At 65.0% G+C, this 18,666-nt stretch carries 18 protein-coding genes; 10 read left to right on the top strand and 8 right to left on the bottom strand.

Features of this window, described 5'->3' with window-relative positions; all coding sequences use genetic code 11:
• Positions 1 to 9 precede the first annotated feature (9 nt).
• From BG60_RS19400 to BG60_RS19390, 3 genes are read left to right on the top strand one after another with little or no spacing between them, the layout of a single operon-like run.
• Entirely contained in the window at positions 10 to 1,311 is a 1,302-nt protein-coding gene (locus tag BG60_RS19400) for an MFS transporter (RefSeq protein ID WP_008349109.1), read from the top strand.
• Positions 1,312 to 1,322: 11 nt separating this feature from the next.
• On the top strand, positions 1,323 to 2,033 hold the full coding sequence (locus BG60_RS19395; RefSeq protein ID WP_033536512.1) for an SDR family NAD(P)-dependent oxidoreductase: 711 nt from the start codon (positions 1,323 to 1,325) through the stop codon (positions 2,031 to 2,033).
• 10 nt (positions 2,034 to 2,043) lie between these two features.
• Positions 2,044 to 2,841: an IclR family transcriptional regulator gene (locus tag BG60_RS19390; RefSeq protein WP_033536511.1), complete on the top strand. Its 798-nt coding sequence runs from the start codon at positions 2,044 to 2,046 to the stop codon at positions 2,839 to 2,841.
• A gap of 39 nt (positions 2,842 to 2,880) precedes the next feature.
• Here BG60_RS19390 and BG60_RS19385 read toward each other — a convergent pair whose 3' ends face one another.
• Complete coding sequence (locus BG60_RS19385; RefSeq protein WP_008349113.1) at positions 2,881 to 4,317, bottom strand: AarF/UbiB family protein; 1,437 nt, start codon at positions 4,315 to 4,317, stop codon at positions 2,881 to 2,883.
• A gap of 151 nt (positions 4,318 to 4,468) precedes the next feature.
• Here BG60_RS19385 and BG60_RS19380 point away from each other — a divergent pair, with 151 nt between their 5' ends.
• Together BG60_RS19380 and BG60_RS19375 are read left to right on the top strand one after the other, a co-directional pair.
• Positions 4,469 to 5,383, top strand: a complete 915-nt coding sequence (locus BG60_RS19380; RefSeq protein ID WP_008349115.1) for a serine hydrolase domain-containing protein — start codon at positions 4,469 to 4,471, stop codon at positions 5,381 to 5,383.
• Positions 5,384 to 5,539: 156 nt separating this feature from the next.
• Entirely contained in the window at positions 5,540 to 5,950 is a 411-nt protein-coding gene (locus BG60_RS19375; RefSeq protein ID WP_008349118.1) for a hypothetical protein, read from the top strand.
• Here BG60_RS19375 and BG60_RS19370 read toward each other — a convergent pair.
• The gene (locus tag BG60_RS19370; protein WP_008349120.1) at positions 5,926 to 6,393 is read right to left on the bottom strand and encodes a response regulator; all 468 of its coding nucleotides are present in this window, start codon (positions 6,391 to 6,393) and stop codon (positions 5,926 to 5,928) included. The two genes, BG60_RS19375 and BG60_RS19370, sit on opposite strands and share 25 nt — an antisense overlap.
• 219 nt (positions 6,394 to 6,612) lie before the next feature.
• Between BG60_RS19370 and BG60_RS19365 the strand changes: the two genes are divergently transcribed.
• Entirely contained in the window at positions 6,613 to 6,852 is a 240-nt protein-coding gene (locus tag BG60_RS19365; protein WP_008349122.1) for a hypothetical protein, read from the top strand.
• Here BG60_RS19365 and BG60_RS19360 read toward each other — a convergent pair.
• Genes BG60_RS19360 through BG60_RS19350 form a run of 3 tightly spaced genes read right to left on the bottom strand, consistent with a single transcriptional unit; the run spans position 6,849 to position 11,128 of the window.
• Positions 6,849 to 8,396: an efflux transporter outer membrane subunit gene (locus BG60_RS19360; protein ID WP_008349123.1), complete on the bottom strand. Its 1,548-nt coding sequence runs from the start codon at positions 8,394 to 8,396 to the stop codon at positions 6,849 to 6,851. The two genes, BG60_RS19365 and BG60_RS19360, sit on opposite strands and share 4 nt — an antisense overlap.
• A 1-nt stretch (position 8,397) precedes the next feature.
• A complete protein-coding gene (locus tag BG60_RS19355) occupies positions 8,398 to 9,984 on the bottom strand; it encodes a DHA2 family efflux MFS transporter permease subunit (RefSeq protein WP_008349125.1) in 1,587 nt (528 codons plus the stop codon).
• A gap of 4 nt (positions 9,985 to 9,988) precedes the next feature.
• The gene (locus BG60_RS19350) at positions 9,989 to 11,128 is read right to left on the bottom strand and encodes an HlyD family secretion protein (protein ID WP_008349127.1); all 1,140 of its coding nucleotides are present in this window, start codon (positions 11,126 to 11,128) and stop codon (positions 9,989 to 9,991) included.
• Between the two features lie 273 nt (positions 11,129 to 11,401).
• Here BG60_RS19350 and BG60_RS19345 point away from each other — a divergent pair, with 273 nt between their 5' ends.
• Positions 11,402 to 11,944 carry a universal stress protein gene (locus tag BG60_RS19345; protein WP_034472391.1) on the top strand — a complete coding sequence of 181 codons (543 nt, stop codon included), beginning with the start codon at positions 11,402 to 11,404 and terminating at the stop codon, positions 11,942 to 11,944.
• Here the strand turns inward: BG60_RS19345 and BG60_RS19340 are convergent.
• Positions 11,923 to 12,669 (bottom strand): IclR family transcriptional regulator, encoded by a 747-nt coding sequence (locus BG60_RS19340; protein ID WP_008349131.1) that lies wholly within the window; start codon positions 12,667 to 12,669, stop codon positions 11,923 to 11,925. The genes BG60_RS19345 and BG60_RS19340 overlap by 22 nt on opposite strands.
• Before the next feature lie 101 nt (positions 12,670 to 12,770).
• On the opposite strand from BG60_RS19340, the gene BG60_RS19335 reads away from it, so the two are divergent.
• Entirely contained in the window at positions 12,771 to 13,943 is a 1,173-nt protein-coding gene (locus BG60_RS19335; RefSeq protein ID WP_008349133.1) for a fumarylacetoacetate hydrolase family protein, read from the top strand.
• Positions 13,944 to 13,949: 6 nt separating this feature from the next.
• On the opposite strand, the gene BG60_RS19330 is transcribed toward BG60_RS19335, so the two are convergent.
• A complete protein-coding gene (locus tag BG60_RS19330) occupies positions 13,950 to 14,933 on the bottom strand; it encodes a substrate-binding domain-containing protein (RefSeq protein WP_033536490.1) in 984 nt (327 codons plus the stop codon).
• A 126-nt stretch (positions 14,934 to 15,059) separates the two neighbouring features.
• Positions 15,060 to 15,554: a GAF domain-containing protein gene (locus BG60_RS19325; RefSeq protein ID WP_008349135.1), complete on the bottom strand. Its 495-nt coding sequence runs from the start codon at positions 15,552 to 15,554 to the stop codon at positions 15,060 to 15,062.
• 311 nt (positions 15,555 to 15,865) lie between these two features.
• Between BG60_RS19325 and BG60_RS19320 the strand changes: the two genes are divergently transcribed.
• Positions 15,866 to 17,107: an ROK family transcriptional regulator gene (locus BG60_RS19320; RefSeq protein WP_033536489.1), complete on the top strand. Its 1,242-nt coding sequence runs from the start codon at positions 15,866 to 15,868 to the stop codon at positions 17,105 to 17,107.
• Complete coding sequence (locus BG60_RS19315; RefSeq protein WP_008349137.1) at positions 17,097 to 18,641, top strand: sugar ABC transporter ATP-binding protein; 1,545 nt, start codon at positions 17,097 to 17,099, stop codon at positions 18,639 to 18,641. The genes BG60_RS19320 and BG60_RS19315 overlap by 11 nt, the downstream gene beginning before the upstream one ends.
• Positions 18,642 to 18,666 lie beyond the last annotated feature (25 nt).

Below are 18,666 nucleotides of genomic sequence, written 5' to 3'. Positions count from 1 at the left end.
GGAGACAACATGCTGGAAAAATCACCGCGCCTGAAGCGCATTCAGTGGGTCGCGCTCACTTTTCTGACGCTCGCGGGCATCGTGAATTATCTCGATCGCAGCACGCTCTCGATCGCGAATCACTCCGTCACGCAGGAGCTCGGCCTCTCCGCCTCGCAGATGGGCCTGCTGCTCTCCGCGTTCTCGTTCGCGTACGCGTTCTCGCAGTTGCCCATCGGCGTGATGCTCGACCGCTTTGGCGCGCGCATCATGCTCGGCCTCGGCATGTTCGTGTGGTCGGTCGCGCAGTTGTTCGGCGGGCTCGTCACGAATCTGCATCAGTTTCTCGCGGCGCGCATCGCGCTCGGCATCGGCGAGGCGCCGCAATTTCCGGCGGGCGCAAAGGTCGTGTCCGAATGGTTCGCGCAACGCGAACGCGGCAAGCCGACGGGCATCTTCGTCACGTCATCGACCATCGGACCCGCGCTCGCGCCGCCCATCCTCACCGTGCTCCTGCTGTCCTTCGGCTGGCGCAACATGTTCATCATCATGGGCGCGCTCGGGATTGCGGTGTCGATCGGCTGGTACATCGTCTATCGCAACCGGAAGGACGTGAAGCTCGAATCGCAAGAACTCGCGCATCTGACCGAGGGCGAACCGGCGCAGCGCAAGGAACGCAACATGACGTTCGCGGAATGGCGCGGCCTTTTCGGCAAGGCGACGACGTGGGGCATGATCTTCGGCTTCATGGGCGTGATCTACATGGTGTGGCTGTATCTCACGTGGCTGCCCGCGTATCTCGAACACGAGCGTCATCTGACGATCGCGAAGACCGGCTGGGTCGTGACGATTCCGTATCTCGCGGGCACGCTCGGCATGCTCTCGTCGGGCTTCATCGCCGATGGTTTGATGGCGCGCGGCGTCGCCCCGATCCGCAGCCGCAAGTGGCCGATCTGCTCGGGACTCATCGGCGCGGCGCTGTTCACCGTGCCCGCCGCGTTCACGCCGAACCTGACGCTCGCGATCGCCTATCTGTCGGCGGCGATGTTCTTCGTCAACATGGCGAGCGGCGCCGCGTGGGCGCTCGTTTCCGTTGCCGCGCCGCGCCACATGGTCGCGTCGCTCGGCAGTATCCAGAACTTCGGCGGCTACTTCGGCGGCTCGTTTGCGCCGTTCATCACGGGCCTCGTCGTCGACAAGACGCATTCGTTCGTGAACGCGTTCCTGATCAGCGCGGGCGTCGCGTTCGCTGCTGCGCTCGTCTACATGTTCGTCGTGCGCGCGCCGATCGAGGACGCGGAGCGCCAGACGGAACCCGTTCCCGCCGTATGAATCGCACCGATATGACTTTTCAAGCTGATCTCTTCAAGGGCAAGACCGTCGTCGTGACCGGCGGCACGCAGGGCATCGGCGCGGGCATCGCGCAGCAATTCGCGGCGCTCGGCGCGCGCGTGATCGCCGCCGGCCTAGCGCCGACCGACGCGCCCGGCATCGAAGTCGTCGAACTCGATGTCGCCGATGCCGCCAGCGTCGCCGCGCTCTTTGCGCGTATCGATTCGCTCGACGTGCTCGTCAACTGCGCGGGCATGATCCGGCGCGGCGACGAGCACGACATCGAAACATTCGAGCGCGTGATCGCGGTGAATCTCAACGGCACGATGCGCATGTGCGCCGCCGCGCGTCCACTGCTCGCGCGCAGCAAGGGTTCGATCATCAACACGGCGTCGATGCTGACGTTCTTCGGCGGCGGACTCGTGCCCGCGTACAGCGCGAGCAAGGGCGGCGTCGCGCAACTGACGAAATCGCTGGCGATCGCCTATGCCGCCGAGGGCATCCGCGTGAACGCCGTTGCGCCCGGCTGGATCGCGACGCCGCTCACGCAAGCGCTGCAGAACGACGACGGCCGCTCGCAGGCGATCCTCGACCGCACGCCGATGAAGCGCTGGGGCTTGCCGGAAGACGTCGCGCGCGTGACGGCGTTTCTCGCGTCACCGGCGGCGTCGTTCATGACGGGCGCGATCGTACCCGTCGATGGCGGCTATCTCGTGGCATGATTCCCGCATCATGCCCTCAGACACCGCTTCCCTCGACGCCGCCAAGGCCACCGGCACCGCCGCCTTCTCGAAGTTCATGGCGGTGCTGCAACTCATTGCCGATGCCGGCGAACCGCCGACCATCGCGCGTCTCACCACGGCGAGCGGTTATCCGCGTCCGACGGTCTATCGCATCGTCGGCGCGCTAATCGCGGAAGGCCTGGTCGTCGAAAGCGTGCGCGGCGGATGTTACGCGCCCGGCCCGCGGCTGATGTCGCTCGCGAGCCGCAGCTGGGAGCGCTCCGATTTGCGCATCGCGGCCACCGACGCGTTGCAGGCACTGCGCGACGCGACGCAGGAGACGGTGCATCTGGCAGTGCGCAGCGGCTCGGAGATGGTGTACATCGAGAAGCTCGAAAGCCCGCATGCGGTTCGCATGGCGTCGCGCATCGGCACGCGCGTGACGCTGTATTCGAGTTCCGTCGGCAAGGCGTTTCTGTCGACGCAATCGCCCGCCGAACGCGATGCATTGCTGCATGGCCTGAAGTTCGAACGCTTCACACCGAACACGATCACCGATCGCGCCGCGCTCGACGCCGAACTCGATGCAACTCACGCGCGCGGCTATTCGGAAGACCGCGAGGAAAACGAGGCGCAGATTTTCTGCTACGGCAGCGCGATCGTCGGCGCGAATGGCGTGACGCTCGGCTGCGTGAGCATCAGCATTCCGCTGTTCAGAAAGAGCGCGACGCCGCTCGAAACCTACGTCGAGCCGCTGAAGGACGCGTCGCGCGCGATCGCGGAGCGTATGTCGCCGGGTACGCGTTGACGCGCTAATGCCCGCGCCTTGGCTCGGAACCAGCGCCCCTCAGTCCCGCCGAAACGCGCCCGTCGCATCCGCCCGCTGTGCGATGAGCCGCGGCAGACGCGGCAGTGTGTGCGGCCAGTGCGTCGCTTCGTGCGCAAAGCGCGCCGCCATGCTTCTGAAGCCGATCTGATCCGCCGCGAGCCGCACGATGACCCTGCGCGCGATCTTCCATACGTCGACGTCCGGCGCGATGTCCTCCGCAAGGCGCTCGATGCGTTCCGCCGAACGCGCGAGCAGCACCGCGCGCGACGCGATGCGCCCGTGCGACGCGCTGAACATATGTTCGGCGGGCGCCTTGCCGATCGCGCCGAACAGATGCGCGACACCGACCTTGCTGCGTGCGTGCGGCGAAGCAAAGCGCTCGGCTTCGCGCCGATACGTCGCTTCGACGCGCACTTCGTGATGCGTCGCATGCGTCTCGGGCCGGCCGTGCTCGAGATGTGCGCGCGCGGCCGCCTTGTGATCGCCCTCCATCAGCGCATGCGATACGCCGACGATGAAGTCGCGCTCGTGCGCCGCGAAGAACATCATCGGATTGTCGGCTTCCAGCACGATCTGGCCGCGCGTCTCGCCTTCGATGCCCACGCGCGCGCCCGCCGCGTCCAGTCCCGCGTGATACAGCCCGACGCCCAGCGCCATTTCGAAGAACGCTTCGATGAGCGTCGCGAGGACATCGGCCTGATCGAGCCCGCATGACGCGAGCGCTTGCGCATCCGACAGTGCGGCCGTTTCGATCGCGCGTGTCGTCAGCACCGAATCGTTGCAATAGTCCCAGAGCACTTCGGGCACGGCGAGACGCGCGTCGTCGCGCAGGCGAAAGCGCAAGTAGCTCTGATCGGCGGCGCGCTGGCGCAAGTCGATCATCGCATCGACGCTCTCGCGTGAACGGCGCACCCATTCCACCGGATGCATCTCGCGCGCCTTCGCCGAACGGCGTTCCGCGAAACGCGCAGCCGCGAGCGCGAGGTCGAGATCGTCAGCGAGTTCGGCATGCGCGTCGGCGCGCAATAGCGTGACGCGCACCGCCATATCGCGGAGGCGAGCACGATGCGTCTGCTCCGCGATGCCCGAGCGCAACGGCACCGCGCTCAACTCGGTGAGTTCGAAGGAAAGCGCGGGCGGGAATGCGGCTCTGCAAGCGTCGCGAAAGCGCGTTGCGTCGTACGGCGTGAAGAGCCCGTCGAGTTCGGACAGCGCGACGCGCACCGCCGTTTCGGCAAGCGCCGGATGACTCGCGAGCGCGCCGGACGCGTTCTCCAGCACGCGCGAAAGTTGCGAGAGCGCGGGCACGCCGGCTGCCAGCGGCGCGGCGCGCGCGCCATGCGTGGCGAAGAAGCGCGCGACGCGCGTCATCGCTGCGCCGTCGCCGGTCAGATGGCTTTCGCGGACGAACGCCCGGCCAAGACGCCAGAGCGTCGCGAGTCGTCGGACTGACAAATTCGGGCTCGCTGAAAGTGAGTTGAAACCGCTGAAAGGCTGCGATGCCGCCGTGTGTGGCATCCGGATTGCTGACTGTGTAACACGATTCGTTCCTGCATGCACGCGCACGAAACGAAGCCTTCCTCATTTACTTCGTGATCCTTTTTAAATGACGACTTCTTCCTTACGCGAAGCGCTGACGAACGAATCCGGCGTGCGAAGCTTCATCGTCGCGCACGACGATGCGATCGCGTTCGAACATTATCGTGAGGACGTGACGCCGGAATCGCTCGAAAACATCAACTCGGTCACGAAGACCATCGTCGCGCTTGCCGTCGGCGCGGCGCTTCGCGAAGGCGCGCTTCCGCCACTCGATACCCCCGCCGCGCGCCTTGTGCCGCCCATGTGCGACACGGCGCTCGATCATCGCGTGCAGCGCATCACGCTCAGGCATCTGCTCACGATGACATCGGGATTCGAATGGGACCAGCGCACCATCGACGACTGCGTGCTCGGCAGTTGCGAGCGCTTCTCGGACGATGAAAGCCGGCTGCGCTTCATTCTCTCGCGGCCCTTCGCGAGCGAGCCGGGCACGCGCTTTCAATACGATTCGCACGCGGTCCAGTTGCTGTCGCTGGCGCTCGAATCCGCGACGGGGCGCACGCTCGCCGATTACGCGCGCGACACGCTGTTCGCGCCGCTCGGCATCGAAGCGAGCGAATGGATCAGCGACGAGGACGGTCACACGTTCGGCGGGCGCGGTCTCCTGCTGCGCGCACGCGACATGATTTCGCTCGGCCTTCTGATGATGCATCGCGGCGCATGGCGTGGCGCGCGCATCGTCGACGAAGCGTTCATCGACGATGCCATGTCGGTGCAAAGCGACGGCGGCCCGCCGATGGACGCGCACTACGGCTATCTCTGCTGGATCGATCCGCGTTATGTCTTCGCGGCGGGACACGGCGGCCAGTTCATCTTCATCGCGCAACGAGAGCGGATCGTCGCGGCCACGACGTGCGACAGCGGCGATGCACATCGCAACATGCGCGACCTGTTCGAGCGCCATGTGCTCGACATGGCGTGAAAGAGACGGCGCGACTGTATCTTTTTGTCGATGCACATTTCGGATTAATCTCAATACGGTATCTTATAAATGCGTCGCCTGGACGCATTCACATTAAGATCGAGAAAACTTCGAGCGCCGTGCACGAAGACTCATAACGATAAAAAGAGAGGCGCCATGCAACACCATTCCGAACCGCCGATGGCGAAAGCGATGTACATCCTTGGGCAGATCGGCGCGATCATCTGTCACGAACGCGGGCCGCGCCCGCAGACCGCGGTGCTGACGAAAATGGCATCGCGCCCCGCCGAGGGTTTCTCGATAGCTGTTGCGAGCATGAACGAAATGTGCCCGCCGCGGCGCGGAGAGCGCCGCGCGCTGCTGCAATGGAAGCACAAGGAGATCGGACGCCTGCGCCGCATGCTGCCCGATCCGCTGCCGACGGCTGCATCCGCGCATACGCAGATGCCGTTCTGGGCCGGCTATTGTCAGTACTGGGAAGACATGTTGAAAGCGGACGCAGAGCGCGATGTCGAACCATTCGCGCCGAAGCTCGAACTCGTTCAGCGCAAGCGCACCGATGCATGATCGCCCTCGCCTTGACGCGCCGAGAAATAATCGCGCAGCACCGCGATCATGCCGTCGAGTTCGGTCGGCTTGACAAAGTAGCCGTTGAAGCCGGTGCGCTGCGCGCGCGACAGATCCTGCGGATCCGTGCAACTCGTATGCGCGAGCAGCAACATCGACAGATCGATGGCGCGGATCGCTTCGGCCGCTTCCCAGCCATCGCCGAGCGGCATCATCAGATCGAGCAGTACGACGCCCGGCCGCCACTTGCGCGCGAGCGACACGGCGTCGAGGCCCGTGTGCACCGCGCGCACGGTGAAGTCGGCGTCTTCGAGCGCGAGACAGATCGCGCGCGTCGCGTCCATGTCGTCATCGGCGATGAGCACGCGCGGCTCGTCGCAGCACTTCGCGCGCGGCGGAATCTGCCACAGCGCTCGCGTGGAAACACGTTCGTGTCGTTGCATCGTTCGGGCCTCGGAATGAACGGAGATGAGAGCAACGATCATTCCCTCGCGGGCCCGCAAAAGCGTGGCGTCAGGCGGCATGCGGCGCGCCGACGTTACACTTCGGGATTACCCGGTGGCTGTCGCGGCGCGTCGATGCACGCGCGCCGTGCAGGATTTGCATCGTCGTCGCATGAGCGTCGACGATGGTGCATTCATCTCCAAACGAGAGGCTAATCGATGTTCGTCGTGTATTGGCTTGGCGACAACCCTGACGCCGAAGGCGCGGCACGCTACAAGCGCTTCGATGCGAACGCGCTCGCCGATGCGCTGCGCTTCGCCGAAGACCTGCGCCGCCGTCAAGCCGCTGGCGAGAACATCGGCTTCGTCACGCTATGCAGTGAAAACCCGCATTCGGTCGGCAAGCCCGGCGTCGCCGATCCGCCCGCCGACTACGACTGGAAAAAGCGCAGATGTTAGTTTTGCGCGGTCGCGGATGCGTCGTCCTGCCATCCGCCGCCGAGCGACTTGTACACGGCGATGAGATCGGTCGTCACGTTGACGGTCGATTGCGCGAGCTGCTCGCGCGTCTGCGCAAGCTGACGTTCGGCATCGAGCACGGTCACGAAAGGCGCGAGCCCTTTGCGATAACTGTCCGTCGCGAGTTGCAGGCTGACGCGATTCGCCTCGACCGTGCGCGTGAGCGCCGCGCGCCGGTCCTGTTCGGTCCGATACGAAACCAGCGCGTTATCTACTTCCTGCAACGCGTTGAGCACCGTCTGCCGATACTGCAACGCCGCTTGCCCCGCCTGCGCCTTCGCCACGCGCACGTTCGCGCGCAACGCGCCGCCTTCGAAAATCGGCAGCGAAATGCTCGGCCCGACCGACCAGAACAGGCTCGACCAATGCGCGAGATAGCGCGCCTTCGTTGCACGCGTGCCGACCTGCCCAGTTAGTGAGATATCCGGATACATCTGCGCCACCGCGACGCCGACTTCAGCGGTCGCGGAATGCAGTTGCGCCTCCGCGCGGCGAATGTCTGGACGACGGCGCGCGAGCGTCGACGGCAAGCCGATCGGCACGACCGGCGGCACCGGCGGCAACGCGCGCGCATCGGACAGTTCCGCGTCGAGCGTGCCCGGCGCGTTGCCGGTCAGCACGGCGAGACCGTTCATCGCCTGCGCGATTTGCGCATCGAGCGTCGGCAGTTGCGCCTGCAACGATCCGACTTGCGCGCTCGCGCTCTGCACGTCCTGCTGGCTCGTCAGGCCGACGCGTGCCTGTTCGCGCGTGAGATCGAGAATCTGCTCTTCGGCGTCGATCTCGGCGAGTGTGATCTGCTTGATCGCCTGCGCGCCGCGCAATTGCGCATACGTGCGTGCGACTTCCGATTCGAGCGAAACGAGCGCGTCGTTGCGACTTTCGATTTCAGCCTGCGTCTGCGCATTCGCCGATTCCACCGAACGCCGCACGCGGCCAAAAAGATCGAGTTCCCACGATGCGTCGAAGCCGTCCTGAAACAGCGTGACCGGACCGGTCGCGGAATCGAGTCCCTGACGGATCTGCGCGCCGTTCGCGCCGAGACCGTCGAGCTTGTCGTACACGCCTTGCGATTCGAGCAGGCCTTTCAAGCCGAGTTGCTGACGCTTCACGCTCGCATTCGCGCTCAACTGCGGCAAGCCCTGCGCCGCCGCCGACACGCTCTCTTCCCGCGCCGCCGCGATGCGCAGCACCGCGCTCTGCAAATCGAGATTGCCCGCGATGGCGCGTTCGATCAGCGCATCGAGCGTCGCATCGTTGAACTGCTTCCACCAGCGCGGATCGGGATCGGCGGAAGTCTGCGCCGTCGATGGCGCGTCGGCATGGGGCACGCGCGGATCGTCCGGCGCGTTCTGCGCGCGCTGCGTGTCGCTCCAGTTATCGGGAACATCGGCCTTCGGCGGCGTGAAATCCGGGCCGACCGCGCACGCGCTCAATGCGAGCGCGAACATCGGAATGAACGGAATGATTGGACGCAGCTTCATCTCAATGCCCTCCCGCCTGGCCCGAAGCCTTCACGGGCGAAAAGAAAAACGTGAGCGGTATGAACATGAACGCGAAGATCGCGCACGCGGCGAACACGTCGAGATACGCGAGGATGGTCGCCTGCGATACGAGCGTCTTGTACATCTGCCCGGTCGCGGCGGACATCGCTTGCGACATCGTCTGGCCACTGTCCATCAGCGTGCGCGCGATGCGTTGCACCGACTCGTTGTACGGCTGATTGAGCGGCGTCAGATGCTCGACCATATGCGCCATGTTCGCCTGCGTGCGCTCGCGGATCATCGCGGTCGCAAGCGAGATGCCGATCGATCCCGCGACGTTGCGAAACATCGTGAAGAGCGCGGAGGCATCGTTGTTGAGCGACTTCGGCAGTGACAGATACGCGAGCGTCGTGACCGGCACGAACAGAAAGCCGATGCCGATGGATTGGGCGCTGCGCATCTTCGTCAGCGTCACGTAATCGACGTTCGGCACGAGATGATGCGAATACAAGAGCGCGCATCCCATCAGAAAGAAGCCGAACGCGACGAGAAAGCGCGTCTGAATCACGTTCATCAGCTTGCTGACGACGGGAATCAGGAACACGATGCAGATCGCGCCCGGCGAGAGCACGAGGCCCGCGAGCGTCGCCGTGTAGCCGAGCTGCTGTTGCGCGAGCTGCGGTATCAGCACGGCGCTGCCGTACAGCACCGATGCGAATCCGACGATAGCCGCCGAACCGAGCGCGAAGTTGCGATCTTTCATCACGCGAAGATCGACGACGGGCCGCTTCGCGTACAGCAGCCAGAATGTCGCGCCGACGATGCCTACCGCCGCGAGCACCGCGAACGTCACGATGAAGTTCGACGCGAACCAGTCGTCGTCCTCGCCGCGATCGAGAAATACTTGCAGACAGCCGAGCCCGAGCGCGATGAGACTGATGCCGACCACATCGATGCCGATCTTCTTCGGATCTTGCCGTTTTTCCCACGGCGGATCTTCGACGAACTGCATCACCGCGATGGTCGTCAGCACGCCCACCGGCACGTTGATGAGAAAGACCCAGCGCCAGGTGAAGTTATCGGTGATCCAGCCGCCGAGCGTCGGTCCGAGCACCGGCGCGACGACGATCGCGACCGCCGAGATCGAGAACGCGCGGCCGCGCTGCTCGGGCGGAAAGGTATCGAGAATGATCGATTGCTGGCTCGGTTGCAGGCCGCCGCCGAAGAAGCCCTGCAGAATCCGGAAGACGATCAGTTCACCGAGATTCGACGCGATGCCGCACATGAACGAGCAGACCGTGAACGCCCCGATGCAGATGAGAAAGTAGCGCTTGCGCCCGAGTATCTTCGAGAAGTACGCCGAAAGCGGCAGCACGATGCCGTTCGCGACGAGATAGGACGTGAGTGTCCACGTCGCTTCGTCGTAGCTCGCGGACATCGTGCCGGAAATGTGCGGCAGCGCGACGTTCACGATGGTCGTGTCGAGCACTTCCATGAACGCCGCGAGCGTGACGACCACGGCGATGAGCCACGGATTCGCGCTCGGCTTCCAGCCGCTGTGGTCGTGTTCCGCGGTGCTGTCGCTCATGATGTCAATGGCGCAGCATGACGGTCGGCACGACCGAAAGCCCGAGCGGCAGCGATGTGCCCGGCTTCAATCCATCGTCGATGACGATCTTCACCGGCACGCGCTGCACGATCTTCACGAAGTTGCCCGTCGCGTTTTCGGCGGGGAACGCGGAGAAGCGCGAGCCGCTGCCGAGCTGCACGCTGTCGACGTGGCCGTGCAGCTTCATGTCGGGATACGCATCGACGTCGATATCGACCTTGTCGCCCGGCTGCATCCGATCCAGTTGCGACTCCTTGAAGTTCGCGCTGATCCAGACGCGCGTCGTGACGAGCGAAAGTATCGACGTGCCCGCCTGCAGGAACGTGCCGTATTGCACGTTGCGCTTCGTGATCCAGCCATCGGCGGGCGCGCGCAGTTCCGTGTACGAGAGATTCAGTTGCGCCGATTCGACTTGCGCCTGCGCCTGCCGCACTTGCTGACGCCGCTCCTCGACGGTCGCCACGACTTGCGCGATCTGCTGCGGCACGAGGCTCGCGGTGCGGACCTGCGCACGCGCCTGCGCGACGTTCGCCTGCGCGCTCTTTTGCTGCGCGTCCGCGGTGTCGATGTTTTGTTGCGACGTCGCGCGGATATCGACGGAATGCTGCCGCTCGTACGCCGCGCTCGCCTGCGCGAGATTGGCGCGCGCGTTGAGCTCCTGCGCCTGGGCCTCTGCGAGCTGCGCTGGATACTGCACGCGCGCCACTTCGAGCTGCGTTTGCGCCGCGTGCAGTTGCGCCTGCGCGAGACCGAGCTGCGCGTTGGCCTGATCGAGTTGCGCCTGATAATCGCGCGGATCGATCCTGATGAGCAGATCGCCTTTGTGCACGAAGCGGTTGTCGTCGATGTTCATCGTCACGACATAGCCCGATACCTTCGGCGCGATCGTGACGGCATCGCCGTCGGTGTAGGCGTCGTCGGTGCTGACCTGATTGCGCGTCAGGAACCACCAGACGAACGCGCCGATCGCCAGCACCACGACGACGACGCCCAGAATGATCAGCGGCTTTTTGCCGGGCTTCTTGCGCGCTTTGTCTTTCGCTTTGTCGCCGTCGTCTTTCGCGTCCTTGCGCTCATTCTCGCGCGCTTCGTCTTGAGTATCGGAGTCGTCTCGGTCTGACATCGCCGCTCGCTATCGGGTAATCGGGTGAGACCCGGACGAACGCCGGGCGAAGTTGCGCGAATGCCGGAGCGCTCGGACGCTCGATGGAGGCATTCGGAAGGCACACCATCAGCAAACGGTATTCCCTTACGGTTTCGATACGCGAAGGCGCAGCGGCGCGGGCGCAATGGCCAGCGATTCAAGCCGCTTTGTAAAAGATGCAATTGCGCGCTCATTTCCCGCTAACTTTGCGAGCCGATCATCCGCTCTGAACCAAACAGACGGAGACTCATCATGTACAAGCACATTCTCGTCGCGGTCGGCACGAGCCTCAGCGAAAGCGCCCTGACCACCGCCATCACGCGCGCCCGCGACTGCAACGCGCGGCTGACCGCGCTGCACATCGTCGATCAGGCGCCGTGGTGGGCCATCGTCACCGCCGACAGCAATCCGGGCGAAACGCTCGATGTCATCGAGGATCACGCGCGTGCCGTCACGCGCTATGCGGCGCGATTGATCGATAGCGCGGGCATCGACGGCATTGCGCGCAGCGTCACGCAGCCGCTCGACGGCACGAGCGTCGGCGAACTGATCGCGCGCGAGGCGAAGGCGGCGGGCGCGGATCTGATCGTGCTCGGCGGCGAGGCGGAAGCCGGCTGGCGGCACGGCGAAGCGCGTCTGCGCGATGTGGTGTGCTCGCACGCAACATGCGACGTGCTGATCGCGGCGCACGCGAGCGCACCGCTTTCCGCAGGAACCGATAACGCGCGCGTCGCCGCTTCGTCGGCCTGCGCTGGCACGCGCGTATCACATCGTCAGAGCGCGCCGCGCAAGTGAGCTGCAAGCTGCACGATACCGATCGAAATCTGCTTCTCACGTTTCGGATCGAGCCGGCCGACCGGCACGCTCGTCGATACCGCGACGCGCTTGCCCGCCGGCGTCATCCCGACGTAAGCCGCGAAACACGCGAGGCCTTCCGCGACTTCCTCGCGCTCGACCGCGAGACCGCTCGCGCGAATCGACGCGAGTTCGCGCAGTAGCGCCGCGCGCCGCGTGATGGTGCGCGGCGTCACCGCTTCGAGACGGTCGGGCAGGCGCTCGATCACGGCTTCATCGGTCATTCCGGACAGCAGCGCCTTGCCGAGCGCGCAGCAATGCGCGGGCAGACGCGAGCCGAGATCCGACACGAGCCGCACCGGACGATGCGCGTCCTCGCGCGCGATGTAGACAACCTGCACGCCGTCGAGCACGGCGAGCTGCACGACCTCGTTGTGCTTGTTGATGAACGCGCCGGCGCCTTCGCGAAACGCGGCTTGCAGCTTGTCGTGCCGCACATAGGCGTTGCCGAGCTCGAAGAGACCGACGCCGATCATGTAGCCGTCGTCGCGCTTTTCGATCCATTGCATGCGCGCGAGCGTTTCCAGCATCAGATAAAGCGTGCTGCGCGAGAGGCCGGTTTGTTCCGCGAGCGCGGCCGCACGCACCGGTTTCGCGGCGGCGGCGAGCGCTTCGAGAATGTCGCTGGCGCGGCGCAGCGCGGGAACGTCGTAAGTTTTTTCCATGACCGCATTATTCCAACGGGTTGGACATTTAATCAACCCAATGGACACTCTTCGACACGCGGGCTACGATCGGCATTCCTTTCCCGCCTGTCATCGCATTCATGCAAACCGTCAACGTCTCCTCCTGTCTGCCCGAAGATTTCGCCGACGCCGTGCTGATCGGCCGTGTCTGGCGCCCTGCGCCCGTGAACGGTCCCGCCGTCGTCGCGGTGCGCAAGGGCGAAGTGTTCGACATCACGCGCGCCGCGCCGACCACCGCCGACCTCTTCGATCACGCCGATGCGCTCGACATCGCCCGCAACGCCGAAGGCGAGCATCTCGGCAACGTTCAGGATCTGCTGCAAGCGACGCTCGATGCATCCGCCGGCGGCCTGCGCCTGCTCGCACCCTGCGACGTGCAGGCGGTGAAGGCGTGCGGCGTCACGTTCGCGGTGAGTTTGCTGGAGCGCGTCATCGAAGAGCAGGCGGGCGGCGACGCAAGCCGCGCGCAGGAAGTGCGCGACACGATCAACAAGCTGATCGGCGCGGATCTGTCGAAGATCGAGCCCGGCTCGGACGCCGCGATGAAGCTGAAGGCCGAACTGGAGCGTCGCGGCGCGTGGTCGCAATACATGGAAGTGGGAATCGGGCCGGACGCGGAAGTGTTTTCGAAGTCGCAGCCGATGTCGTCGGTCGGGTTCGGCGCGGATGTCGGCCTGTATCCGACGTCGAAATGGAACAACCCGGAGCCGGAGATCGTGCTGGCGGTGAATGCGCGTGGCGAGATCGTCGGCGCGACGCTCGGCAACGACGTGAATCTGCGCGATATCGAAGGCCGCAGCGCGCTGTTGCTGGGCAAGGCGAAGGACAACAACGCGTCGTGCGCGATCGGCCCGTTCGTGCGTCTTTTCGACGAGCGCTTCACGCTGGATTCGGTGCGCGCGACGAGCGTGTCGCTGCGCATCGAAGGCGCGGACGATGGCTTCGTGCTCGAAGGCGTGAGCCACATGAGCGAGATCAGCCGCGATCCGGCGGATCTCGTCACGCAGACGCACGGCGCGCATCATCAGTATCCGGATGGATTCATGCTGTTCCTCGGCACGATGTTCTCGCCGATCAAGGACCGCGACACCGAAGGCGGCGGCTTCACGCATCATCTCGGCGATGTCGTGACGATCTCGACGCCCAGTCTCGGCGCGCTCGTCAATACGGTGAAGCTGTCGACGGAAATCGAGCCGTGGACGTTCGGGGTGCGGGCGCTGTATCGGAGTCTTGCGGCGCGGGGGCTGGTTTAACGCGCTCTAAGAAGCCCCGAACCGAAACCCCTTCGCTGCCCCTCTCGTCACCAGTTGCACCGGCGTTTCCATATACGGCGACAAGTCTCTCTGCCGCCGCTTCTCCACGAGCGCCTTCACCGCGACATCCAGACCGAACACCGCCTGCCGCGCGCCGAATTGCTCGACGGTCGCAAGCAGGCGGCCGTCGTCGAGCATCGGCTGCACGGTTTCGATGTTGTTGTATCCCGTCACCAGCACGCGGCCCCTTTTTCCGGCGATGCGGATCGCGTCGATCGCGCCCATCGCGATGTTGTCGTTCGCGCAGAGCAAGCCGCGCAAGTCCGGATGCGCATAGAGCATCTCCAGCGCACTCGCCTTGCCGCTCACGAGGGTCCAGTCGCCGCTGTCCACGGCGGCGATACGCATGCCCGCCGCGTTCATCGCGTCCGTGAAGCCGACCGTGCGCTGCTGCGCGTTGCGATCGTTCGCCGGCCCGCCGATGATCCCGACTTCATCGCCCGCCTTCAGCTTCGAGCCGAGATACCCACCGACGAGCCTCGCCCCGCGCCGGCTGTCCGGTCCGACGAACGGAATCGTGACGCGCGCCGCGTCCTGAGCGGCTTCGTCGAAAGGATTGTCGATGGCGATCACGATGATGCCCGCCGCGATCGCCTTCGCCGCCACCGGCAGCAGCGCCTTCGAATCCGCTGGCGCGATGACGATCGCGTTGACCTTCGCTTCGATGAGCGACTCGACGATGTGAATCTGCCCGGCGACGTCGTTGTCGGTGAGCGTGCCGTTCGTCGTGAGATCGAGCTGCGATGCGTAATGGCGCTGATAGTTGCGCGCGCCTTCGATCATCGACACGACGAACGGATCGCCGAGCGACTTCATCACGAGCGCGACGGTCGCCTTGTCCGATGCCGCGCGCACGTCGCGCACGCGCGCGAACGCACACGCGCTCATGGCGCATGCGGCAAGCAGGCGGCGACGGACGAGGCTCGTCATGAAATTTTGAGACGGATGAAAACGTCCCATTGTAGACGCACGCGACCAGTCGTCCGATCAGGACAAATTCTCAGCGCGATGCCGCTTCCACGAGCGCGGCCGCGCCGTTATCCGCTGCTTCGACGTTCATTTTTTCCACGCGAGCGCGATGAACTCGGCGCACAGCGCTTCCATGCCGAGCGCGTCTTCATCGTCGAAGCGGTTCGGCACGGGGCTATCGACGTCCCACACGCCGATCAGCGCGCCGTCGCTTCCGACGAGCGGCACGACGATCTCCGAGCGCGACGCCGAATCGCAGGCGATGTGGCCCGGAAACGCGTGCACGTCCGGCACGACCTGCGTGCGCCGTTCGCGCGCCGCCGTGCCGCAGACGCCGCGTCCAAGCGCGATCCGCACGCACGCCGGCTTGCCCTGAAACGGCCCGACGACGAGTTCGGTGCCGTCGAACAGATAGAAGCCGGCCCAGTTCAGATCCGGCAGCGTGTGATAGACGAGGGACGAAAAATTCGCCGCGTTGGCGATGAAGTCGGTTTCATCGGCGAGGAGCGCGCGGGCTTGCTGCAGCAGATCGTCGTATTGCGCGGCCTTGGTCGCGTGCGTGGCTTCGGAAATCGAGAACATGAAACGGCGGCCAATGTGTCGAAAAGTGTCGCCGACGATAGCACATCGATCCGCACGACGCTGCGCGCGCCGCGCGTCGAAAGCTGGCTGCAAAGCCGTGTCGCAAAGCTTGGAACTGACGATTGCATCGCCTAGTGTGAAAGCGCACCGGGTCCGCGGTTTGCAATGGTCGCGCAGCGCGTTTCGCATTCCGCTGAACAAAATGCTTCGGGATTTCCCTGCTTTACTTCGCCGCGCCGTCGGTCTTAAATAAATCAACTTGATTTAATTAATGGCCACGACTCGATGGCCGGCTACTTCGGAGACAGCGCGTGAAATCCCCAAGCGGCAGAGGCAGCAATTCCGCGAGCGTGCGCCGGTACAACGAACGTCTGCTGTTGCAGGCGCTGCGGCGCACCGAGCCGGCATCGAAGGCCGATCTCGCGCGTCACGCGAATCTCACGAGCACGGCGGTCGGCAGCATCGTCGAATCGTTGGAAAATGCGGGCCTGATCGAATACACCGGTCGTCGTCTCGAAGGCCAGCGCGGTCAGCCCGCGTCGCTGATCCGGCTCGATCCGCGCGGCGCGTTCGGTATCGGCGTGCGGCTGGATCGCACGGGCATCGAAACGGTACTCGTGAATTTCGCCGGCGACGTGCTCGCCCGCAGCGCGCTGGACGCCATCCTGCCGCATCCGTCCGAAGTGCTCAAAATCGTGCAACGCGATGTCAAAAGCATGCTTCGCCTGCTTTCCGAGCCGGAGCGCGAGCGGCTGGCGGGCATCGGCATCGCGCAGCCCTTCAATCTCGGCAGCTGGCTGCGCGAACTCGGCCTGCCCGCCGAACGCTTCCGCGCGTGGGACGAAACCGATTTCGCCGATGAACTGGCGCGCACGCTCTCGCTGCCGGTTTTCAGCGAAAACGACGGCAACGCCGCCGCGACGGCCGAGCTTTTCTACGGCCACGGCCGCAGTTGCGACGACTTCGTCTATCTCTTTCTCGGCTCCGCGATTGGCGGCGGCATCGCGATCAACGGCGACTGCCTGCGCGGCGCGTCGGGCAATGCGGGCGACATCGGCGTGATTCCGGTGCCGCCGAGCCGCCTGCCGTCCGCGCCGCAACCGGCCGGCCAGTGGGACATCCTGCTGTCGCGCGCATCGCTGAACGCGCTCGTGCGGCATCTCAACTACTGTGGCGCCGCGGCGGATAACCGCGTCGATCTGCAGGCTTGCATCGAGCGCAGTCTTCCCGCCGTCGACGAATGGATCGACGACTGCATCGAAGCGCTCGCGCCCGCCCTGCGCGCGACGCTCTGCGTGCTCGACGTGCCGATGGTCGTGATCGATTCCGACATCGACGGCGGCCTCCTCGACAAGCTCGTCGCACGTCTGTCGACGACGCTCGCCGCCAACGCGCCCGAAGCGCGCGGCACCCCGACGCTCGTGCGCGGCTCCTTCGGCCCGGATGCGGGCGCGATCGGCGCGGCCACGTTGCCGATGTTCTTCAACTTCTCACCGCGCGCGGCGATCCGCCACGCGGGCATCAAACCGCAGGAGATGAACCATGCCGCATGATGCTTCCAGCCGACCGCCGCTGCTCGAAATGCGCGGCATCAGCAAAACCTTTCCCGGCGTGCGCGCGTTGAACGACGTGCGTCTGTCGGTCTATCCCGGCGAAGTGCATTCGCTGATGGGCGAAAACGGCGCGGGCAAATCCACGCTGATGAAAATCCTCTCGGGCGCGTGTCAGGCCGATGCGGGCGGAGAAATCCTGATCGACGGCAAGACCGTCACCATCGACGGGCCGCTCGCCGCGCGCGCGCTCGGCGTCGCGGTGATCTATCAGGAACTGAGCCTCGCGCCGAATCTTTCCGTCGCGGAGAACATTTACGCGGGGCGCGAATTGCGGCGCGGCAGGCTCGTCGATCGCGCGGGCATGGAGCGCGGGTGCACCGACGTGCTCAAGCGTCTCGGTGCGAACTTCAAGCCGCATACGCTCGTCGGCGACCTGTCGATCGCGGAGCGGCAACTCGTCGAAATCGCGCGCGCCGTGCATGCTCACGCGCGCATCCTCGTGATGGACGAGCCGACCACGCCGCTCTCCTCGCGCGAAACCGATCGCCTGTTCGAGCTCGTGCGGCAACTGCGCGAGGAAGGCATCGCGATCATCTACATCAGTCATCGGATGGCGGAGATTTATGAACTGAGCGACCGCGTTTCGGTGCTGCGCGACGGCGCGTACGTCGGCACGCTGATGCGCGACGAACTCTCCGCCGACAGCCTCGTCAAGATGATGGTCGGCCGCGACATCTCCGGCTTCTACAAGAAGCAGCACGCGCCTTACGATCCGGGCAACGTCGTGCTGTCCGTGCGCGATATGGCGGACGGCAATCGCGTGAAAGGATGCAGCCTCGATCTGCACAAGGGCGAAGTGCTGGGCATCGCGGGACTCGTCGGCGCGGGACGCACGGAGTTCGCGCGTCTGATCTTCGGCGCGGAACCGGCGATACGCGGCGAAGTGTCGATGCACGGGAAGCCGCTCAAGCTGCGCACGCCGCGCGACGCGATCGATGCCGGTCTCGTCTATCTGACGGAAGACCGCAAGGGCCAGGGCCTCTTCCTCGACATGAGCGTGCGCGACAACATCAATATCACCGTCGCCGGACGCGATGCGAAAGCCGGCGTGATGGACCTGCCGCGCGGCAACGCGCGCGCGAAGGACGCGATCGCCGCGCTGACCATCCGCGTGCCGAACATGCGCGTGAACGTGGGCGCGCTGTCGGGCGGCAATCAGCAGAAGGTGCTGCTGTCGCGCCTGCTCGAAACCAAGCCCGAAGTGCTGATTCTCGACGAGCCGACACGTGGCGTCGATATCGGCGCGAAGTCGGAGATTTATCGAATCATCAACGATCTCGCGCGGTCGGGCGTCGGCGTGATCGTCATCTCGAGCGAGCTGCCGGAAGTGATCGGCGTGGCGGACCGCGTGCTCGTGATGCGCGAAGGCGAAATCGCGGGCGAACTCGGCGGCCATTCCGGCAAGCCGATTTCGCAGGAAGGGATCATCGAACTGGCGACGGGCTCGAAGGTCGCGCTCGATCAGGCGGCTTAAAGGATATCTGGAGAGAGACATGGCT

This window comes from Caballeronia zhejiangensis (assembly GCF_000698575.1).
Taxonomy (GTDB): Bacteria; Pseudomonadota; Gammaproteobacteria; order Burkholderiales; family Burkholderiaceae; genus Caballeronia; species Caballeronia zhejiangensis.
This window is presented reverse-complemented; position numbering and strand designations above follow the sequence as displayed.